Genomic DNA, 15,689 nt, shown 5'->3' with positions numbered 1-15,689 from the left:
TTTCTGGTCAGAGGTTCGCCATGACCATTTTGACCGTCACAGCCAAGGGCCAGGTCACGCTTCGCAAGGAGGTGCTGCAGCATCTCGGCGTCAAGCCCGGAGACAAGATTGCTGTCGACGTCTTGCCCGACGGCAAGGCAAGTCTTAGCGCAGTGAGACCCAAGGATGCGCTGAAGGGCTTCATCGGGAGCCTGCACCAACCTGGAGAGGCCGCCCGCTCGCTCGAAGAGATAAGCCAAGCCATTCGTGATGGCTGGGCTGGCAAACGGTGAAGATCACGCCCGATACAAATGTGCTTGTGCGGATCGCGGTCATGGATGACGAAATCCAGAGCGCAACTGCGCTGCAGGCTCTGGAGCAGGCAGACAGCGTCGTCGTTCCGCTCACCACGCTTTGCGAGTTGGTATGGGTTCTGAGGCAGAGCTACAAACGTCCGGCAGCAAATGTGGCAGCGTCGCTTCGGGAACTGCTCGCCTCCAGCATCGTAGAGACGAACCGGCCAGCCGCCGATGCTGGTATTACCGTGTTGCTCGCCGGCGGCGACTTTGCCGATGGTGTCATCGCCTTCGAGGGCGCGCAAGCTGGCGGCTCAACGTTCCTGACCTTCGACAAGAAGGCCGCGAGCCTGGTCAAGAAGATCGGTGTCGAGGCAAAACTTCTGGTCTGACCAACTCTACTTCTGCGCAGAACACGAGAACACCGGCGGAGCATCTTCGCCCTTGGTCAGGTCGTAGAGGTCGGCGTTGTCGCCCTTGGTCCACCAGACATATTGCTGGCCGGCATATTTGGCGCCGGACCCGCTGAGTACCGTCACTGCAATGACCGTCTCGTCGCCGAGACCGAGCACGACCAGCGAGTTGTTCGCCGTGTTGATGTATTCGGCCTTCACTTCGCGGTCGCCGCATTTATAGGTCACCGCCTGACGCTCGACCGCCGCATCGCCGGGCAAGTCGATGGTGACGGCCGAGGCCGCTGCGCCGCTCAGAGCAGACACCAGGAAGATTGCCGTCAAAATCAAACGCATATGGGCCTCCATCCAAGCCGAAATCCAAAAACCGAATGACATGCGGCGACAGCTTGCCGAAGCTGGTGTGCCTCGGCAAGCTGGCGGCGTTTAAGCGGCGCCCGCCACATCGGTGAAAAAGTCCTCCGGCCCCTCGACCTCGACCAGGCGCTTTTTCTCGATCTGCCAGAACCGGTTGCCAACGACGCGCACGAAGCTGCGGTCATGCGACACCAGCAGGCAGCTCGCCTCGTGCTTCAACAGTTCGGTTTCCAGTGCTTCCTGCCCGTCGATATCGAGATGGTTGGTCGGCTCGTCGAGCAGATAGAAGTTCGGGTTGGTCAGCCTGAGCACCAGCATGCCGAGGCGCGCCTTCTGCCCGCCCGACAGCCGGCCGATCTGGCTTGCCTGCATATCGATGCCCATGCCGGCACCGGCCAGCAAGGTGCGGGCGCGCTGTTCACCTAGCTCGAAGCGACGCGTAAGCACGCCGAGCGGCGTGTCGCGGTCTTCGAGATCGGACAGGCCCTGGTCGCCATAGCCAAGCACCAGCGACGGCGTCGCCTTGACGGCATCGCCAGCATTTTCGGGGGCGCCGATGGCCTGACGGACCATGTTGACGAGGCGCGTCTTGCCGGTACCGTTGCGGCCCAGCAGCACGACACGGTCGCCCTGGCGCAGCCACAGCCTGCCGGTCCGAAACAACAGCGTACCGTCCGGCGTGGTGACAGCCGCATCGTCGAGCGTGACCAGCACCTTGGCGTGCGTGCCGCGATTGGCGAGCCTGATGGCGCCAGCCGAGCGTTCCAGATGGGCGGGCCGCGCCGCATCCTCCAGCTTTTCAGCCCGTTCCTTCAGTTGCTTGGTTTTTACCACCAGAAGGTCGCTGCCCGAATTGATGCCGATATTGTTGAGCTTGGCGGCTTGGCGCCGCAGTTGCTGCGCCGTTTTCATGTCCTTCTGGAACCGACGCTCGTCGGAGGCATCGATTTCATCGAGTGCCGCCCTTGCCCTGGAGTAAGGCAGCGAGAAGACCTGCGAATTTTCCGGTCGCAGGAACAGCGTCTTGTTGGTCACGGCATCGAGGAACGCGCGGTCGTGACTGCAAATGATGACTGGCACATCGCGCGGCAGCGCGTTCAGCCAGTCTTCGAGCTGGCTGATCCTGGCGAGATCGAGGTGGTTGGTCGGCTCGTCGAGCAACAGCACGTCAGGCTCCGTCACCCACACGCGGGCGAGCATCGCCAGCCGCTGCCAGCCGCCGCTCAGCTGCGACAGCGGGCGTTCACGCATCGCTTCGGGCACATCGAGCGAGTCGAGCACGATGTCGACGCGCCAGCTTTCGCTCTCGGCCTGATCCTCGGTTAGCGCCCGGAGGACCGCCTCATAGAATGCCACATCGCTCAGGCTGGCCGGCACGTCCTGCTCGACATGGCCGACGCGCAGGCCGCGCGCGCGGGTGATGTCGCCCGACGTCGGTTCGAAACCGCCTGACATGGAGCGCAACAGCGTGGACTTGCCACGGCCATTGGCGGCGACGATGCCGAGGCGGTCGCCCGGCTCGACGGAAAGGTTGAGATTGGAAAAAAGCGGCGCGCCAAGGGTTACGCCAAGCGACCTCAGATTGATCAATGCCATAGTCGTTCTCTGGTCTGTCCGGACCGTCGTCCCGCATCCTGTCAAGGGATGCATCTGGGGAGGCTGGGCCCGGTGGATTGTCACTGTGCAGGCGCGAGCTCAAAGCTCAGCGCTGCATCACCACGAAGGGCAGACCAATAAAGAGATACGCTTTGGCGATCGTCTGTGGTCAGCCCTGCAAACTTGTTTGCAGGGCGTGGACGGGGCCGCGCTGACGATGGTGACGAAAAAACGTGTACACGCAGCCCTCCTTTGTTTGTTTGACGCGTTGCGCTGCCTAAATAGCCGCGCCCGCTGCAAGTTGCAATCCTACTGGATGGTGACTTCGCTGCGTTCGCCGGCATGGACGGTGGCCGTGCCCTCTTTCTTGCCGCCATTGGCCTCGCGGTCGACTTCCACCGCGTAGTCGCCGGCAGGCAAGGTTGCCTGATGCTTCTCGTCGTAACCTACCCCGAAGTCCTTGCGTTCACCCTGGATGTCCTTCTTGGCCGAGAATACCTTGATCGTCCTGGCGCCCGGGGCGCTGATCGCCAGCACGCCGGCGTCGAGAACCGCCGTCACGTCGCCACGCTCGCCGACCTTCACGCTGAAAGGCTGCTCGACCTCGGCCTGGTCCATCCTCACGACAGCGACATAGTCGCCCGCCGACAAGTCGAACTTGGCGTCGGGGCCGAAGGCGTAGGTCACCTGCTCGCGGGTGCCGTCGATCTTTTTCTTGGCCTTGTAGATTTTCACGTCGAGGCCTGACGCGTCGACCTTCTCGCCACCTTCGGCATAGAGCGCATTGACCAGCACATGGCCGACGCCGACGACGACATCCTTTTCAATGGTCTGTCCGGCGGCAAGCTGGATCGTCTCGCTCGCTTCGCCTTCGCCGATCTTGACCGTCAGCTTCTGCTCGCCAGCGGGCAGCACAATCTTGATCTGGCCATAGTTGGTGGCAGGGCCGGTGCCGCCAGGATATTCGACAACGACGGTTGCGCCATCGTTGACGTCGGCACCTTCGCTGGGGCGTGGGCGGACAACCAGCGTGCCGGCATTGAGCACATAAAGCGGCTTGTAGACCTGGCCAGCCTCGACCTTCAGCGGCTGCTCGGCTGCCGCCTCGCCGAGCGTGGCGCGGATGATGTAGTCGCCGGCTTCGAGCGAACCCTTGTAGTTGTTGTATTCAGTGGTGACACGTTCGCCCTTGGTGCCATCCGCATTGGCCTTGTAGATCTCCCAAGTGTTGCCAGCATCCTTGAGCGGATCGCCGCCGGCAGCCATCGTCACTTCAGGCACGAAATTGAACTCGGGCTTGGCCGGCTCGGCTACAGGCGTTGGGGCCGGCGCGGGCGCAGGTGCGGCAACCGTCTGCACCAGCGCTTGCTCCAGCGCCTTGGCGTCCGAGGCCTGGATGTATTTGCCGCCGGTGTTTTCGGCGAGGCAGGCGACCTGCCGGCCCTCTTCCGCCGTCAGGCCGAAACCGACGACATGCGCGGTGAAGTCGACGCCCGACTGCTTGAGCTCCTTGCCGAGCGCGCACGGATCGGCGTTGCAGGTCTCGAGCCCGTCGGTGATGAGGATGACCGTCGCCTTCTCCTCGGTGTATCTGAGGTCTTCGGCGGCCTGCTTGACGGCGGCGGTCAGCGGCGTCTTGCCGAGGAATTTCATGTTGTCGGCGGCGGCGGTGATCGCACTTGCCGAACCGGCGGCGGGCGGCACGACAAGCTCGATATCGGTGCAGCTGCCCTTTTCGCGGTGACCATAGGCCATCAGGCCAAGCTCTGCATCCGCCGGCACAGTCTTCAGCACGGTGCGCAGCGCCTCGCGCGCGATCTCAAGCTTCGGCTTGCCGTCGATCTGGCCCCACATCGAGCCCGAGGCGTCGAGTATGATGATGGTACGGTCGGCGGCATGCGCAGTTGCCATTGCCGAGAGCATGAGCGCAGACGCCAGGATGCCTCGTGTAAACGCCTTCATGCCGTCCCTCGCCGATTCAGGTTGATGGCAGCGAGGCTAACCAAGGGGCCTCGGACTGACAACCCTGGGACCGATCAATAGGTGGTGCGGCGCTCTTCGCTCGGGGGGCGGCCAAACTGCAGCCGGTAGCTCTGGGCGAAATAGGAGTGCGAGGTGAAGCCGGTGGCGATCGCCACATCGAGGATCGGCAAATTGGTCTGGCGCAAAAGTTCGCGGGCGCGTTCGAGCCTGAGCCGCATGTAGTAGCGCCCCGGCGTTACGTTGAGATGGCGCAGGAACAGGCGCTCGACCTGACGGACGGACAGCCCGGCAGTCTTGGCGAGCTGTACCGCAGACAGCGGCTCGTCGAGGTGGTCGGCCATCAGCTCGACGATGCGCTTGAGCTTGTCCGACTTGCCGGTGAGATCGCGCTCGGGTCCGACACGCTGACGGTCGCCGGCCGAGCGGATGCGCTCGTGCTGGAACTGGTTGGCGACTTCGTTGGCAAGGTTGGTGCCGAAGTCGCGGCGGATGATTTCGAGCATCAGGTCGATCGAGGTGGTCACGCCAGCGCAGGTGTAGCGCTTGCGGTCGATCTCGAAGACATTGTTGGTGCACTCGATGTCAGGGAATTTCTCCATGAAGCCGGCACGGTTTTCCCAATGGATCGTGCAGCGGTAGCCGTCGAGCTGACCGGCCTCGGCAAGCAGATACGAGCCGACCGACAGCGCGCCGAGTGCCGCCCCGCGCCGTCCCCATGAACGAAGCGCGCCGAGCACCTTGCTCTTGCCGGGAAATTCGGTGGCGACACCGACGCAGACGAACATGATGTCGACCGCCGGCACATCGGCGACCGAATAGTCGACCTTGAGCGGCAGCCCATTGGAGGCGATCACCGACTCGCCGTCGGCCGAAACCGTGGTCCAGCCATAGACATCGCGGCCGAGCAGCCGGTTGGCCGACCGACAGGTGTCGATAGCGGCAACAAGCGAGAACATCGAGAACTTGTCGACCAGCAGGAAAGCGAACTGGCGGCCTTCGGGGTGGGGCTCTGACATGGAGGCCAAATCTACAGAAAGCGCCGAGTTGGGCAAGGAAGCGGCGCCGGTTTCAACAACGCCGCTTTCACTCAGAACCCCCGATATTCGAGGCCGGCGTGGCGATAGGCCGACACCAGCGTATTGGCCATCAGCATGGCGATTGTCATTGGGCCGACACCGCCGGGCACCGGTGTGATGGCGCCCGCGTTCTTGGCGGCCGAAGCAAATTCGACGTCGCCGACAAGACGCGACTTGCCCTCGCCCTTTTCAGGCGCGGGGACGCGGTTGATGCCGACATCGATGACGGTCGCGCCCGGCTTGACCCAGTCGCCCTTGACCATCTCCGGCCGCCCGACGGCGGCAACGAGAATGTCGGCGGTGCGGCAGAGCGCGGGCAGATCCTTGGTGCGGCTATGGGCGATGGTGACGGTGGCGTTGGCGGCAAGCAGGAGATTGGCCATCGGCTTGCCAACGATGTTGGAGCGACCGACCACGACAGCGTTGAGACCGGAAAGGTCCTTGCCGTGCTTGCGCTCGATCAGCAGCATTGAACCGAAGGGCGTGCAAGGCACCAGCGCCGTGTCGAGTTCACCTGTCGCGAGCTTGCCGACATTGATGAAATGGAAGCCGTCGACATCCTTGTCGGGCGCGATCGTCTGGATGATCTTGCCGGCATCGATGTGGCCGGGCAGCGGCAGTTGCACAAGAATGCCGTGGATATCAGGATCGGCATTGAGTGCTTCGACCAGGGCCACCAGTTCGGCTTCCGAGGTTTCGGCGGCGAGCGTGTGCTGGACCGAATGGAAGCCGCATTCCTTGGCGGTGCGCGACTTGTTGGCGACATAGACCTGGCTGGCGGGATCCTCGCCGACAATGACCACGGCCAGACCCGGCTTCACGCCATGCTCGGCAAGTTTGGCCGACGATTTCTTGACGCCCTCGACGACCTCGGCCGCGACACTCTTTCCGTCAATGATCTCAGCCATGGTCTACTCCGTCTGCTGCAGCGTTCGAGGCGGCATTGTCATCAAATTTCCGACCAGCAACCTCGCCATTGCGGCGTCCGGTGCCGTAAACTCGAAACCGCCCGGGAGAATTTCAGAAGTAGCGGCGCGAGCGGCGCGCCCTGAGTTGGTTCAACTCCTTGCGAACCTCGCGCAGGCTCTCGCTGATTTCGTCGATCTGGTTTTGGGGTGCCTGCGGCTCGGCATGCGGTGCCTGCGCTGGCACTGGCTGCCAAGGATAATGGCCCGCCGGCTGCGGCGGATAGGCCTGCGGATAGAGATATGGTGCGGGATAGCCAGACTGCTGCGGCGCGGCTGGGCCATAGCCTGCTTGCGGAGCGGGCGGATTTGCCGGCACGAAGGCGCCTTGCTGCGGGGCCTGCTGACCGGCCGTCGGCTGCGGCAGAGCCTGCGACGTCACCGGAGCTGCTTCGGCCTTGGGCGCAGACGCCGCGGGACGCGCCTCCGGCTCGCTTCCAGTGATCTCCTCCGGCCTGCGGCGTGACACGGGCTTGGCGCGGGCGCGGCTGTTGGCTGTATCGCGCAGGCTTTCGAGCGCGCCGCGCAAGGCGCCGACGCCAACGCCTGCTGCAAAGCCAAGCAGCATGCCGGCGATCGAGATCATGGCACGCGACGGTCCGGTCGATTCAAGCGGCGGCGAGGCCGTCGAAATGACCGTCACATTGGCCGAATTGATGTCTTTTTGCTCACCCGTTTCGCGTGCCCTGAGCAGGAACCCTTCATAGACAGCGCGCTTGGCGGTAACGTCGCGTTCGAGTTCGCGCAGCGTGACAAGCTCATCACCGACACTGCCCTGGCGCACCTTCAACTGGGCAAGGCGAGCGGCAAGCTCCTGCTCCATCTGGACGGCGCGCTTGAGTTCAACCTGAATGGAAGCCGCGACCCGGCGCAGCTCCGTCGCGATGCGCTCACGGGCACCGGTCAACTGGGCTTCGACAGCCAGGCGCTCGGGATGACGCGGACCAAGCTTCACGGCTGCCCGGTCGGCCTCCTGGGTCAGCGCTGCATATTGCGCCCGCAATTCGGTGATCGCAGGTGAGGCGATTGCCTCCGGCAACGTGCCGCTCAGCACCGAGTCGACGCCGAGATCGCGTGTCGATGCGGCCCGGGCGTTGAGTTCCAACGTACGCGTGCGCGCAGCCGTCAGCTGGTCGTTGACGCGCTGGATCTCGTCGTCGGTGATCAGCCGTCCTTGCGGATTGATGAGTTCATTTTCGGCTTTGAATGTCTCGACCTTGCGCTCGGCGGCTTCAACCGACTTACGCATCTCATTCAGCCGGGCATTGAGCTCGTCGGTCGCGCGCCCCGCGGTTCCCGCCTGCAGCTCGCCAAAGGTCTGCATGAAGACCTGGGTCATCGTATTGGCGATGACTGCCGATTTTTCGGCGTCCTCGGTCTTTGCTCCAATCGAGACGACGAACGTATTTGCGCCTCGCTCGATGGTCAGCGCTTCGGCGAGATGCGTCGTTGCCAGCGTATGCTTGCGACCGGTCGAATCTCCTGTTGCCGCGTCATCGCGCGAGATCAGCGAACGCAGGAAAGAACGAACGCTGAAACCGCCTCCAGCGGTGCCATTGAACTCCGGATCCTCAGCGAGGTTGAGCTTGTCGACAACCTTGGTCAGAACCGACCCCGACGTCAGCACCCGCACCTGGTTTTCGACAATGGCAAGCGTCGCGTCCGAAGGCAGGTCGCCAACGGTCAGTTCCTTGTCGGAGAGCTTGAGGTTGCGCGGATCGACGATCATCTCGGTCCACGCCTGGTACATTTTGGGTGTCGACAGCGCGATTGCAACGCCTATGAGCGCGCCCACCAAAGTGGTTGACGCGATCAGCAGCTTCGAGCGGGTAATGCCGCCGATGACCTTCATCGGATCGATCAGCGGCTTCCAGCGGACGTCGTCGTGGTCGCCTTGATCCTGGTATGACGCCACATCCGGGGCCGCGGGCTGAACCATCGCGGCAACGGGAACCGTGGGACCAAGCAAGCGGTCACGCCAGGTGCCGGTCATCGAGGACGGAGCCGACGCTGCCTTGATTGCCGGACGGTCGTTGTTTGATCGTACGTCCGCAGCAGGCTGGGCCTCGGCGGCTGTATCATGCGCGGCGCGGTCGGCTTCGCGACGCAGGCGAGCCATGCGATGTCGAGTCACCGGATCCTGCACCCTGGGCTCCGCGGGCTCATCGACAGAGATCGAAAGAAGCGAGGCCGCCTTGGACTTGGGCGTGGCGTCGTCCTGGTCCAGCGCGAGCAGCGAGCGCTTGCGCCTCCAGTCGTCGCGATTTCCAGATTCGTCCATGATTCGGGCAGCTTCCAACAGGATAGTCCGGATCATCGTCCGGTCGTTAACCCAAGCTAAACAGGCGTGGGAAACAAAAGGTTAATTGTCTGCCTTCATGGCTTTTTTTGCATCCGCCGCGGAACCGCACATTAAGCTTTGGGGGCTATCGTCCGGACAGATCATGACCCGGGCAAATGACATACCGCGCATGCCGTTGCGCGAGCGTATCGGCAGTTTCCTGTCGGATCGGCGCACGGTCCTGCGAGACTATTTCTCGGCGATCAGCGGCTCAGCGGGACGACTTGTCTTTTCGCTGATCTATTTTGTGGCGCTCGCCAACACGCTGTCGATCGCCGATTTTGGCCTTTTCGCCACCGCATCTGCCGCCGGCGTGATGCTGTCGCGCACGCTTGCCTTTGGCTTCATCTCAGCACTTTACCGGACGGCGACCATCCGCCCCCGGCTGATCGGCAGCTACACCGCAGGCTTCCTGATGCTGGCGCTGCTGTCGCTGCCGTTGCTTGCGGCGGCCTCGGCGCTGACCTGGTTCCTGTTTTTCAAAAGCACATTGCCGGCCGCGATTTTCGCCACCGTGATCTTCGCCGAAGCCTTGCTCTGGCGGCCGGTAGAGGTGGCGATGATCGTCAACAACGGTCTCGGACGCTTCGGCAAAGCGGCGGTGCTGGCGATCCTGACGTCGGCGATAAAAGCTGTTGCGGCAGCACTGTTCATTTTCTGGCCCAGCCACACTGTCGAAGCCTGGGCCGGATTCTACGTCGCCTGCAATCTCGTCTCGCTGGTCCTGGCTTTCGGCATGTTCTACCCGCGCCAGCGGCTCAGGCTCATGCCGGACCTCTATTGGCGCCGGCTGTCGGATTCGATCTATGTCGCCGGTGCCGAGGTGCTGTTTTACCTGCAGATGGAGTTCGACAAGCTGCTGGTGCTGGCCATAGGCGGCCCGCATCTCGCCGGCATCTATGCCATCGTCATGCGGCTGGTCGACCTCACGGCCATCCCGATCCGTACCTTTTCGATGATGCTGGTGCAGCGCATGATGCGCGCGCCGCAGATGCTGGCCAGGCTGAAGGTCAAGATCGGCATCGAAGCCGGCATCCTGATCGTCTCCACCTCGGCCCTGCTGTTCCTCGCCGTGGTGCTGTATTTTTATCCCAATTTCCTCGGTCGCAATGTCTCGGAGGCCGCACCGCTGGTTGGCCTCGCCCTGTTCGTTCCGGCCTTGCGCAATCTCGTCGAGTATCATGCCGAGCTGTTGTTCGCGCGCGGCCAGACGCTGATCCGCGCCGGCAACCTTGCCATGCTCGCAGGATTGAAGGCTGCGCTACTTTCGATGCTGCTGCTTCGGGTCGCCGACACCGAGACGCTGGTGTGGTCGCTGAACGGGATGTTCGCGCTGCTCTATCTCGCCTCGGCCGCGGTGACCTATACGGCGCTGCGTCGGCCAGCCCGGGCGATCTGAGCGTCAGGCCGCGACAAGCCTGCGGATACGGCCGAGGTCGGTACCGATAAAGGATTGCATGCCGATCGCCACCTGTTCCGGCGACATTTCAGCGACGAAAGCTTCGAACTGTGCGTCCGAAAGCGCCGTTCCGGTCCAGTGGACCCGACAGAACTCCTCCGAGCCGTGGTAATGCCCGGCACCGTCGACGACCTCGTCGACGAAGCGGCCATAGATCATGCATTCGGAGAATTTGCGCCGGGCGCACACCGCTTCGACCCAATGCCGGCCGCTGATCTTTTCGATAAGCGCGAGCATCTCGCGCACGCTTGAGCGGCGCCAGGCGATCAATGTCGAGATATAATCGTGCGGGGAAACTTCAGGCGCAGCGATGCCAAGCACTGCGGCCGCATTCGCAGACCAGATGCGATGATTGTCATGCCCCGGGGCAAGCAGCGCGTCGTCGCGGCGAAACAGCCGCAGCTTGCCGTCGCGCCAGAACCGGGCGCAATCGAAGGGTCTCAGGAACGCGACGTCGGAGTCGACATAGACAAGCGTTTCCTGCTCGATCCGATCGGCGATGGCCATGCGCCGCAACTGCTGGACATGCCAGCCACGCAACGGTGGCGCCTTGAAGCTCAGCCAGACGCGTCGCTTAAACAGGCTTGTCGGGTCGGGTATGTCGCGCAGCCAGGACGGCAACAGATCGCGCTCGTCGATCACGGTGCGGCGGCTGCCTTCCAACTGGTGAAACAGCGCCACGTCGCGGTGCTCGACCAGCAGATAATGATGCGAGGCGCCGACGACATGACGGTCGACGGTCTCGCACAGCAGGCGGCAGCGCTCGAAATCGGCGGCATAGCTGGCCGTCACCAAGGCGGCATCCGGAGCCGTCGATGTTCCCTGAGCGTTCAAGAGCGGTCCCCGGCGAGCTTCTGGCGCAGCACGCGAAGCAGGAAGAGCGGGTTGCCGACGATATAGCGCCGCCACAGCCGGCCCGGTTCGATCAGCAGGCGAAACAGCCATTCGAGACGCAGCCGGCGCATCCACTCCGGCGCGCGCGGCACCGAGCCGCTAAGGAAATCGAGCAGCGCGCCGACGGCGATCGGCAGCGTGCAATGTTGTGGTCCCAGGTTGCGCGCGATCCAGAACTCCTGGCGCGGGACCCCCATGGCGACGAGCAAGATGTCCGGGCGAAGCGCACCAATGTCGGCGACTATCCTGGGCTCTTCCTGAGCGGTGAAGAAACCATCGTGAACAACGACGAAACGATGCTGGGGCGCGATCTTCGCCAGCCGCTCCGCGGCGCGCTCGGCATTGGCACGTTTTGCGCCAAGCAGAGCGACGGTCAGCGGCGTCTGAGACGCTTCGAGCAAGGCCGGCACAAAATCGGTGCCGTTGAGATTGTCGGGAAAGGGCGCGCCATAGAGCCAGCGCGCGGCGACATCGACACCGACGCCGTCGGCGAGAACCAGGAAATCGTCGAGTGCCGCGGCAAATTCCTTGTCGGAACAGGCGACATTGGCGTTGTGGGCATTGAGGAAGGTTACCTTGGTGAAGGTCTTGTCCCTGAGAACCCGCAACAAATGGGATACCGCCTCGTCGCGACGCAGGCTGGCGACCCGAACGCCGAGAATGCGCCGGACCGGTATAGCTGCGCTGGAAACAGTGACGCTCACGCCGCCACCTCACACGCGCCGGCACCAAGCTTCGCGAGGCCAAGCGCAATCGCGCTGTCGAGTGCTGCGATCTGCCGGCGGTGGAAATCGCTGCCATCGACGTCGGCGACCCGCTGATCGACGGTTTGTTCGAGCGCTCTGGCGAAGGCAGCGGGATCGTCGGTCATGATGCAATTCTGAGGCTTGTGGGCGATGCCGCGCAGCGAGTGTGCAGTTGCCACCGAAGGCAGGCCCAGTTCAAAGGTCTCGATGGTCTTGAGCTGGACACCGCTGCCGGATGTGCTGACGAGCGGGATGACCGCAGCACTGCGTACGAAGGCCTGGGCATCCGGTACCCGGCCGACGAACTTGACGCCGGGATGCGGCGAGGACACGGCGGCCGGAACACTGCCGGCGATATGAATACGAAAATCATTGCGCAGATGCGGCACGACCTTGCCCAGAAACCAGTCGAGGCCGATACGATTGGGCTCCCAGGTCCAGGTGCCGATCAGCGCCGCCTCGCACTCGATATCCCGCTTGCCGTGCCCGGTCGAAAGCTCCGAGCGGGTGACCAGCGGCAGCGCCACCGAGCGTTTGTCGGAGGCAACGCCGAGCTCGGCGCGATCCTCCTCGGCCAGCGTGAAGACGAACCGTGCCTTGCGGCACAGCCGCTTTTCGATGACTTCGAGCAGTCTTGCTTCCCGCCGAAACAAGGCGCGTTGAAATGCACCATTGGCGGCTTGCGCGTTCTCCGCCGCCGAGCGGAACTCGACATTATGCGCGACGAAGATCGACGGCCTGTCCTGAAAGGCGCTTTCGAAGGCAGCGGCCATCTGCACCGAATTGAGGATGTAGCCGTCGAACGGCCCCGCGGCCGCGATTGCCTGGCGCACGGTGTCATCGGAGACCACGCGCAGCTTGGCCGACGCGAATGTCAGGCCCGAGGCAACAGCGCTCGCCAGCCAGGCCAGTTTTCGCGGCAAGGGTGCCGCGTCTGTGCGCACATCGATCGAGCCAAGCAGAATGGTGTTTTCGGGATCGGACGGCGCCTTGTCAGGCCAGCCAAAGCCGAGCACGGTCACGCGCACGCCGGCCCGGCGCAACGCATCGATGATCGCCTGATTGGCGATCTCGTAGCCCGAGGAAAGCGCTCCGTCAGGCACGATGGATGTGGCAAACAGCAGATGCATCAACTAATTCCTGCCCATGCCATAGCAGCGCGCAGTGAAGTCTTCTTTAAGCAATTCGGGCCTGCTGCGGAATACGCCTGACCGGCGGCACTCACCGGTTATTTAACCGACCGTTATCGTGCCGGTGGTAGGGAGGGGCATCAAGAACGGCGCCCTTTTCATGAATGCTCTACCACCCCTCAAATCCGTGACCATTGCAGGCATGTCGCCCGCGTTGGAGGTGGATGATGTGGAGGTGGTGGTCACGCTGCCGACTTTCCGCCGGCCTCAGCAGTTGCTGGCAACGCTCGATTCGCTCGCCAAGCAAAAAACCGCGCGGCGATTCGCTGTCATCGTCATGGAAAACGACGCCGAGGGCGGCGAAGGCCTGCGCGCCGCGCTGCCGTTGTTTGAAAGCGATGCGATGGCGGGGCTGGTGATCGTCGCGCATGAGCGCGGCAATTGCAGCGCCTACAATGCCGGCTGGCACACGGCACTCCTGCACTTTCCCGACTTCACCAAGCTCCTGGTCATCGACGACGACGAACTGGCCGATCCGCTGTGGCTTGAAACCATGTGTTCGGCCGCCGAAAGCCTTGGCGTCGACATCGTCGGTGGGCCGCAGGTGCCCGTCTTCACCGATGCCGCACATCAGGTCTGGGCGACACATCCGGTCTTCGCACCGCCCTATTCCACCACCGGGCGCGTCGCTGCCCTTTATTCGTCGGGCAACCTGCTCGTCGGCCGCCACGTGCTTTTGGCCATGGGCCCGCCCTTCCTCGACCTGCGCTTCAATTTCATGGGCGGCGGCGACTCCGACTTCCTGAGCCGGGCTGCGCAAAAGGGTTTCAAGCTCGGCTGGTGCGCGGAAGCAAAACTGTTCGAAACGGTTCCGGCACGTCGCCTCGAGGCCGACTGGATCCGCGCCCGGTCCTTGCGCAATGGCGTCATCTCAACCCTGGTAGCGAAGAAGAAATACGCCGGTACGCCGTTCGCCAATACGCGCGTCTTCCTGAAAAGCCTGGCACTTCTTGCCGCCTCGCCCCTGCGTGCCTTGAAGCGCCTTGTCGTCACCGGCTCGCCATCGGTCGCGATCTATCCGATCCATGTGGCGCTCGGTCGCGTGATGGCCGACTTCGGTTATGCCAATGAGCAATACCGGCAGCCTGAAAAGAACTGACGCCGCGCCGCTTTCGGCGGCGTTCACCCCTGCGGGCGTCGCCACGGCGGTCGCAGCGATGGTGCTGACCATCGTCGTCGTATCGTTCCGGCCGTTCCAGCCGGCGAGCGCCAACCTCGATGGCGGCGGCGATATCGTCAACCAGCTCGGTTTCGGATCGCTCGGCGCCTTTGCCATTTTTGCGCTGCTGACCCTGGCCGGTCCGGGCAGATTGCGCGCGCTGGCCGGCCTGCCTTGGCTGCTGCTTTTGTGCTTCTTCATGGTTTCGGTGGCGAATGCCATCGATCCCAATGCAGCGTTCCGCGCCGCCATATTCACCCTCATCGGCATCGTCGCCATGGCAACCGTGCTGGCGCTGCCGCGCGACGGCGAAGCCTATTCGACTGTACTCGCCTTCGCCGGCTTCGTGGTCGTTGGACTTTGCTACGCTGGTGTCATTTTCTATCCGAGCGTGGCGATCCACGGCTCCGGCGGCTTCGAGCCCGAACATTCCGGGTTATGGCGCGGCGCCTTCACGCACAAAAATATCGCAGCACCCGTCATGGCCTGTTTCAGCTTCGCCGGGATCTACCTGTTCCGCCGCGGCTGGCGCTGGTCGGGCGTGATCCTGTTTCTGCTGGCCATGTTCTTCATGGCGCATACCGGATCGAAAACCACGGCGGGCCTGGTGCCGCTGTCGATCCTGCTGGTGCTTTTGCCGGGAATGATCGGCATGCGGCTTGGCGTGACCTTGGTGTTTGCGCTTGCCGTGACCGGCACGGCCCTTGCCACGCTTGGCATCGTCTTCATCGATCCGCTCAAGCAGCTTGCCGCCCATCTTTTTCCGGACCTCACCTATACCGGCCGCACGACGATCTGGGAGTTTGCCGGCAAGATGATCGCCAGGCAGCCATGGTTCGGCTACGGCTATGAAAGCTTCTGGGGCACGCCCATTGTCACCGGGATCGACCAGACCTTCGACCAGCGCTGGGACATCAGCGGCATCGTACATGGCCACAATGGCTACATCGATCTTGCCGTGGCCATGGGACTTCCGGCACTTGTCGTGGCGATCTACGTCTTCCTGATCGCGCCGATGCGCGACTACATGCGCATCCCGCTCTACAAGGAAAACGTCTTCCTCGGCGACTTCTTCATGATGGTGGTGCTGTTCACCTCGCTCAACGCCTTCCTCGAAAGCTTCTTTTTCCGCCGCACCGACCCGGTGTGGATGTTCTTCGTCTTCGGCGTGCTCGGACTCAGGCTGGTCTCACGCACGGTCATCCACAAGTCGAGCGCCTGAGCGGCTCTCTTGA

Annotated in this window: 14 protein-coding genes; 5 read left to right on the top strand and 9 right to left on the bottom strand. The window is 63.1% G+C overall.

The annotated features are described in order from the left end of the window. Nucleotides 1-20 precede the first annotated feature (20 nt). On the top strand, nucleotides 21-272 hold the full coding sequence (locus AC1RTB_RS19330; protein WP_492880688.1) for an AbrB/MazE/SpoVT family DNA-binding domain-containing protein: 252 nt from the start codon (nucleotides 21-23) through the stop codon (nucleotides 270-272). After that, complete coding sequence (locus tag AC1RTB_RS19325; RefSeq protein ID WP_492880687.1) at nucleotides 269-667, top strand: type II toxin-antitoxin system VapC family toxin; 399 nt, start codon at nucleotides 269-271, stop codon at nucleotides 665-667. The genes AC1RTB_RS19330 and AC1RTB_RS19325 overlap by 4 nt, the downstream gene beginning before the upstream one ends. Nucleotides 668-673: 6 nt before the next feature. Here AC1RTB_RS19325 and AC1RTB_RS19320 read toward each other — a convergent pair whose 3' ends face one another. The 6 genes from AC1RTB_RS19320 to AC1RTB_RS19295 form a co-directional block, all read right to left on the bottom strand. Then, a complete protein-coding gene (locus AC1RTB_RS19320; protein WP_492880686.1) occupies nucleotides 674-1,024 on the bottom strand; it encodes an MliC family protein in 351 nt (116 codons plus the stop codon). Nucleotides 1,025-1,114: 90 nt separating this feature from the next. Next, on the bottom strand, nucleotides 1,115-2,641 hold the full coding sequence (locus AC1RTB_RS19315) for an ABC-F family ATP-binding cassette domain-containing protein (protein WP_492880685.1): 1,527 nt from the start codon (nucleotides 2,639-2,641) through the stop codon (nucleotides 1,115-1,117). Nucleotides 2,642-2,950: 309 nt separating this feature from the next. Next, entirely contained in the window at nucleotides 2,951-4,603 is a 1,653-nt protein-coding gene (locus tag AC1RTB_RS19310; RefSeq protein ID WP_492880684.1) for a vWA domain-containing protein, read from the bottom strand. A gap of 74 nt (nucleotides 4,604-4,677) precedes the next feature. Next, the gene (locus AC1RTB_RS19305; protein WP_492880683.1) at nucleotides 4,678-5,640 is read right to left on the bottom strand and encodes a GlxA family transcriptional regulator; all 963 of its coding nucleotides are present in this window, start codon (nucleotides 5,638-5,640) and stop codon (nucleotides 4,678-4,680) included. Between the two features lie 71 nt (nucleotides 5,641-5,711). Further along, nucleotides 5,712-6,608 (bottom strand): bifunctional methylenetetrahydrofolate dehydrogenase/methenyltetrahydrofolate cyclohydrolase FolD, encoded by an 897-nt coding sequence (gene folD / locus AC1RTB_RS19300; RefSeq protein WP_492880682.1) that lies wholly within the window; start codon nucleotides 6,606-6,608, stop codon nucleotides 5,712-5,714. A 112-nt stretch (nucleotides 6,609-6,720) separates the two neighbouring features. After that, nucleotides 6,721-8,946, bottom strand: a complete 2,226-nt coding sequence (locus AC1RTB_RS19295) for a GNVR domain-containing protein (RefSeq protein ID WP_492880681.1) — start codon at nucleotides 8,944-8,946, stop codon at nucleotides 6,721-6,723. Between the two features lie 163 nt (nucleotides 8,947-9,109). On the opposite strand from AC1RTB_RS19295, the gene AC1RTB_RS19290 reads away from it, so the two are divergent. Beyond that, entirely contained in the window at nucleotides 9,110-10,405 is a 1,296-nt protein-coding gene (locus AC1RTB_RS19290; protein WP_492880680.1) for a lipopolysaccharide biosynthesis protein, read from the top strand. Between the two features lie 3 nt (nucleotides 10,406-10,408). Here AC1RTB_RS19290 and AC1RTB_RS19285 read toward each other — a convergent pair whose 3' ends face one another. The 3 genes from AC1RTB_RS19285 to AC1RTB_RS19275 are packed head-to-tail and all read right to left on the bottom strand — an operon-like array spanning nucleotide 10,409 to nucleotide 13,235. Continuing rightward, on the bottom strand, nucleotides 10,409-11,299 hold the full coding sequence (locus AC1RTB_RS19285) for a DUF6492 family protein (protein WP_492880679.1): 891 nt from the start codon (nucleotides 11,297-11,299) through the stop codon (nucleotides 10,409-10,411). After that, nucleotides 11,296-12,063 (bottom strand): WecB/TagA/CpsF family glycosyltransferase, encoded by a 768-nt coding sequence (locus tag AC1RTB_RS19280; protein ID WP_492880678.1) that lies wholly within the window; start codon nucleotides 12,061-12,063, stop codon nucleotides 11,296-11,298. The genes AC1RTB_RS19285 and AC1RTB_RS19280 overlap by 4 nt, the downstream gene beginning before the upstream one ends. Then, on the bottom strand, nucleotides 12,060-13,235 hold the full coding sequence (locus AC1RTB_RS19275) for a glycosyltransferase (protein ID WP_492880677.1): 1,176 nt from the start codon (nucleotides 13,233-13,235) through the stop codon (nucleotides 12,060-12,062). The genes AC1RTB_RS19280 and AC1RTB_RS19275 overlap by 4 nt, the downstream gene beginning before the upstream one ends. Before the next feature lie 160 nt (nucleotides 13,236-13,395). Between AC1RTB_RS19275 and AC1RTB_RS19270 the strand changes: the two genes are divergently transcribed. Both AC1RTB_RS19270 and AC1RTB_RS19265 read left to right on the top strand, forming a co-directional pair. Next, nucleotides 13,396-14,394 carry a glycosyltransferase family 2 protein gene (locus AC1RTB_RS19270; protein WP_492880676.1) on the top strand — a complete coding sequence of 333 codons (999 nt, stop codon included), beginning with the start codon at nucleotides 13,396-13,398 and terminating at the stop codon, nucleotides 14,392-14,394. Beyond that, the gene (locus tag AC1RTB_RS19265; protein ID WP_492880675.1) at nucleotides 14,363-15,676 is read left to right on the top strand and encodes an O-antigen ligase family protein; all 1,314 of its coding nucleotides are present in this window, start codon (nucleotides 14,363-14,365) and stop codon (nucleotides 15,674-15,676) included. Before AC1RTB_RS19270 ends, AC1RTB_RS19265 begins: the two co-directional genes overlap by 32 nt. Nucleotides 15,677-15,689 lie beyond the last annotated feature (13 nt).

Source organism: Aminobacter sp. GW821-FHT11F06 (assembly GCF_058808215.1).
Note: the sequence above shows the minus strand (reverse complement) of the source record. Positions and strands in the feature narration are given on the sequence as shown.

What these genes read in the sequence shown, in the direction of transcription:
- AC1RTB_RS19290 (WP_492880680.1), top strand. Translation starts at nt 9,110, where the DNA reads ATGACCCGGGCAAATGACATACCGCGCATGCCGTTGCGCGAGCGTATC.
- AC1RTB_RS19270 (WP_492880676.1), top strand. Translation starts at nt 13,396, where the DNA reads ATGAATGCTCTACCACCCCTCAAATCCGTGACCATTGCAGGCATGTCG.
- AC1RTB_RS19305 (WP_492880683.1), bottom strand. Translation starts at nt 5,640, where the DNA reads ATGTCAGAGCCCCACCCCGAAGGCCGCCAGTTCGCTTTCCTGCTGGTC.
- AC1RTB_RS19320 (WP_492880686.1), bottom strand. Translation starts at nt 1,024, where the DNA reads ATGCGTTTGATTTTGACGGCAATCTTCCTGGTGTCTGCTCTGAGCGGC.
- AC1RTB_RS19265 (WP_492880675.1), top strand. Translation starts at nt 14,363, where the DNA reads ATGAGCAATACCGGCAGCCTGAAAAGAACTGACGCCGCGCCGCTTTCG.
- AC1RTB_RS19315 (WP_492880685.1), bottom strand. Translation starts at nt 2,641, where the DNA reads ATGGCATTGATCAATCTGAGGTCGCTTGGCGTAACCCTTGGCGCGCCG.
- folD (WP_492880682.1), bottom strand. Translation starts at nt 6,608, where the DNA reads ATGGCTGAGATCATTGACGGAAAGAGTGTCGCGGCCGAGGTCGTCGAG.
- AC1RTB_RS19310 (WP_492880684.1), bottom strand. Translation starts at nt 4,603, where the DNA reads ATGAAGGCGTTTACACGAGGCATCCTGGCGTCTGCGCTCATGCTCTCG.
- AC1RTB_RS19330 (WP_492880688.1), top strand. Translation starts at nt 21, where the DNA reads ATGACCATTTTGACCGTCACAGCCAAGGGCCAGGTCACGCTTCGCAAG.
- AC1RTB_RS19275 (WP_492880677.1), bottom strand. Translation starts at nt 13,235, where the DNA reads ATGCATCTGCTGTTTGCCACATCCATCGTGCCTGACGGAGCGCTTTCC.
- AC1RTB_RS19295 (WP_492880681.1), bottom strand. Translation starts at nt 8,946, where the DNA reads ATGGACGAATCTGGAAATCGCGACGACTGGAGGCGCAAGCGCTCGCTG.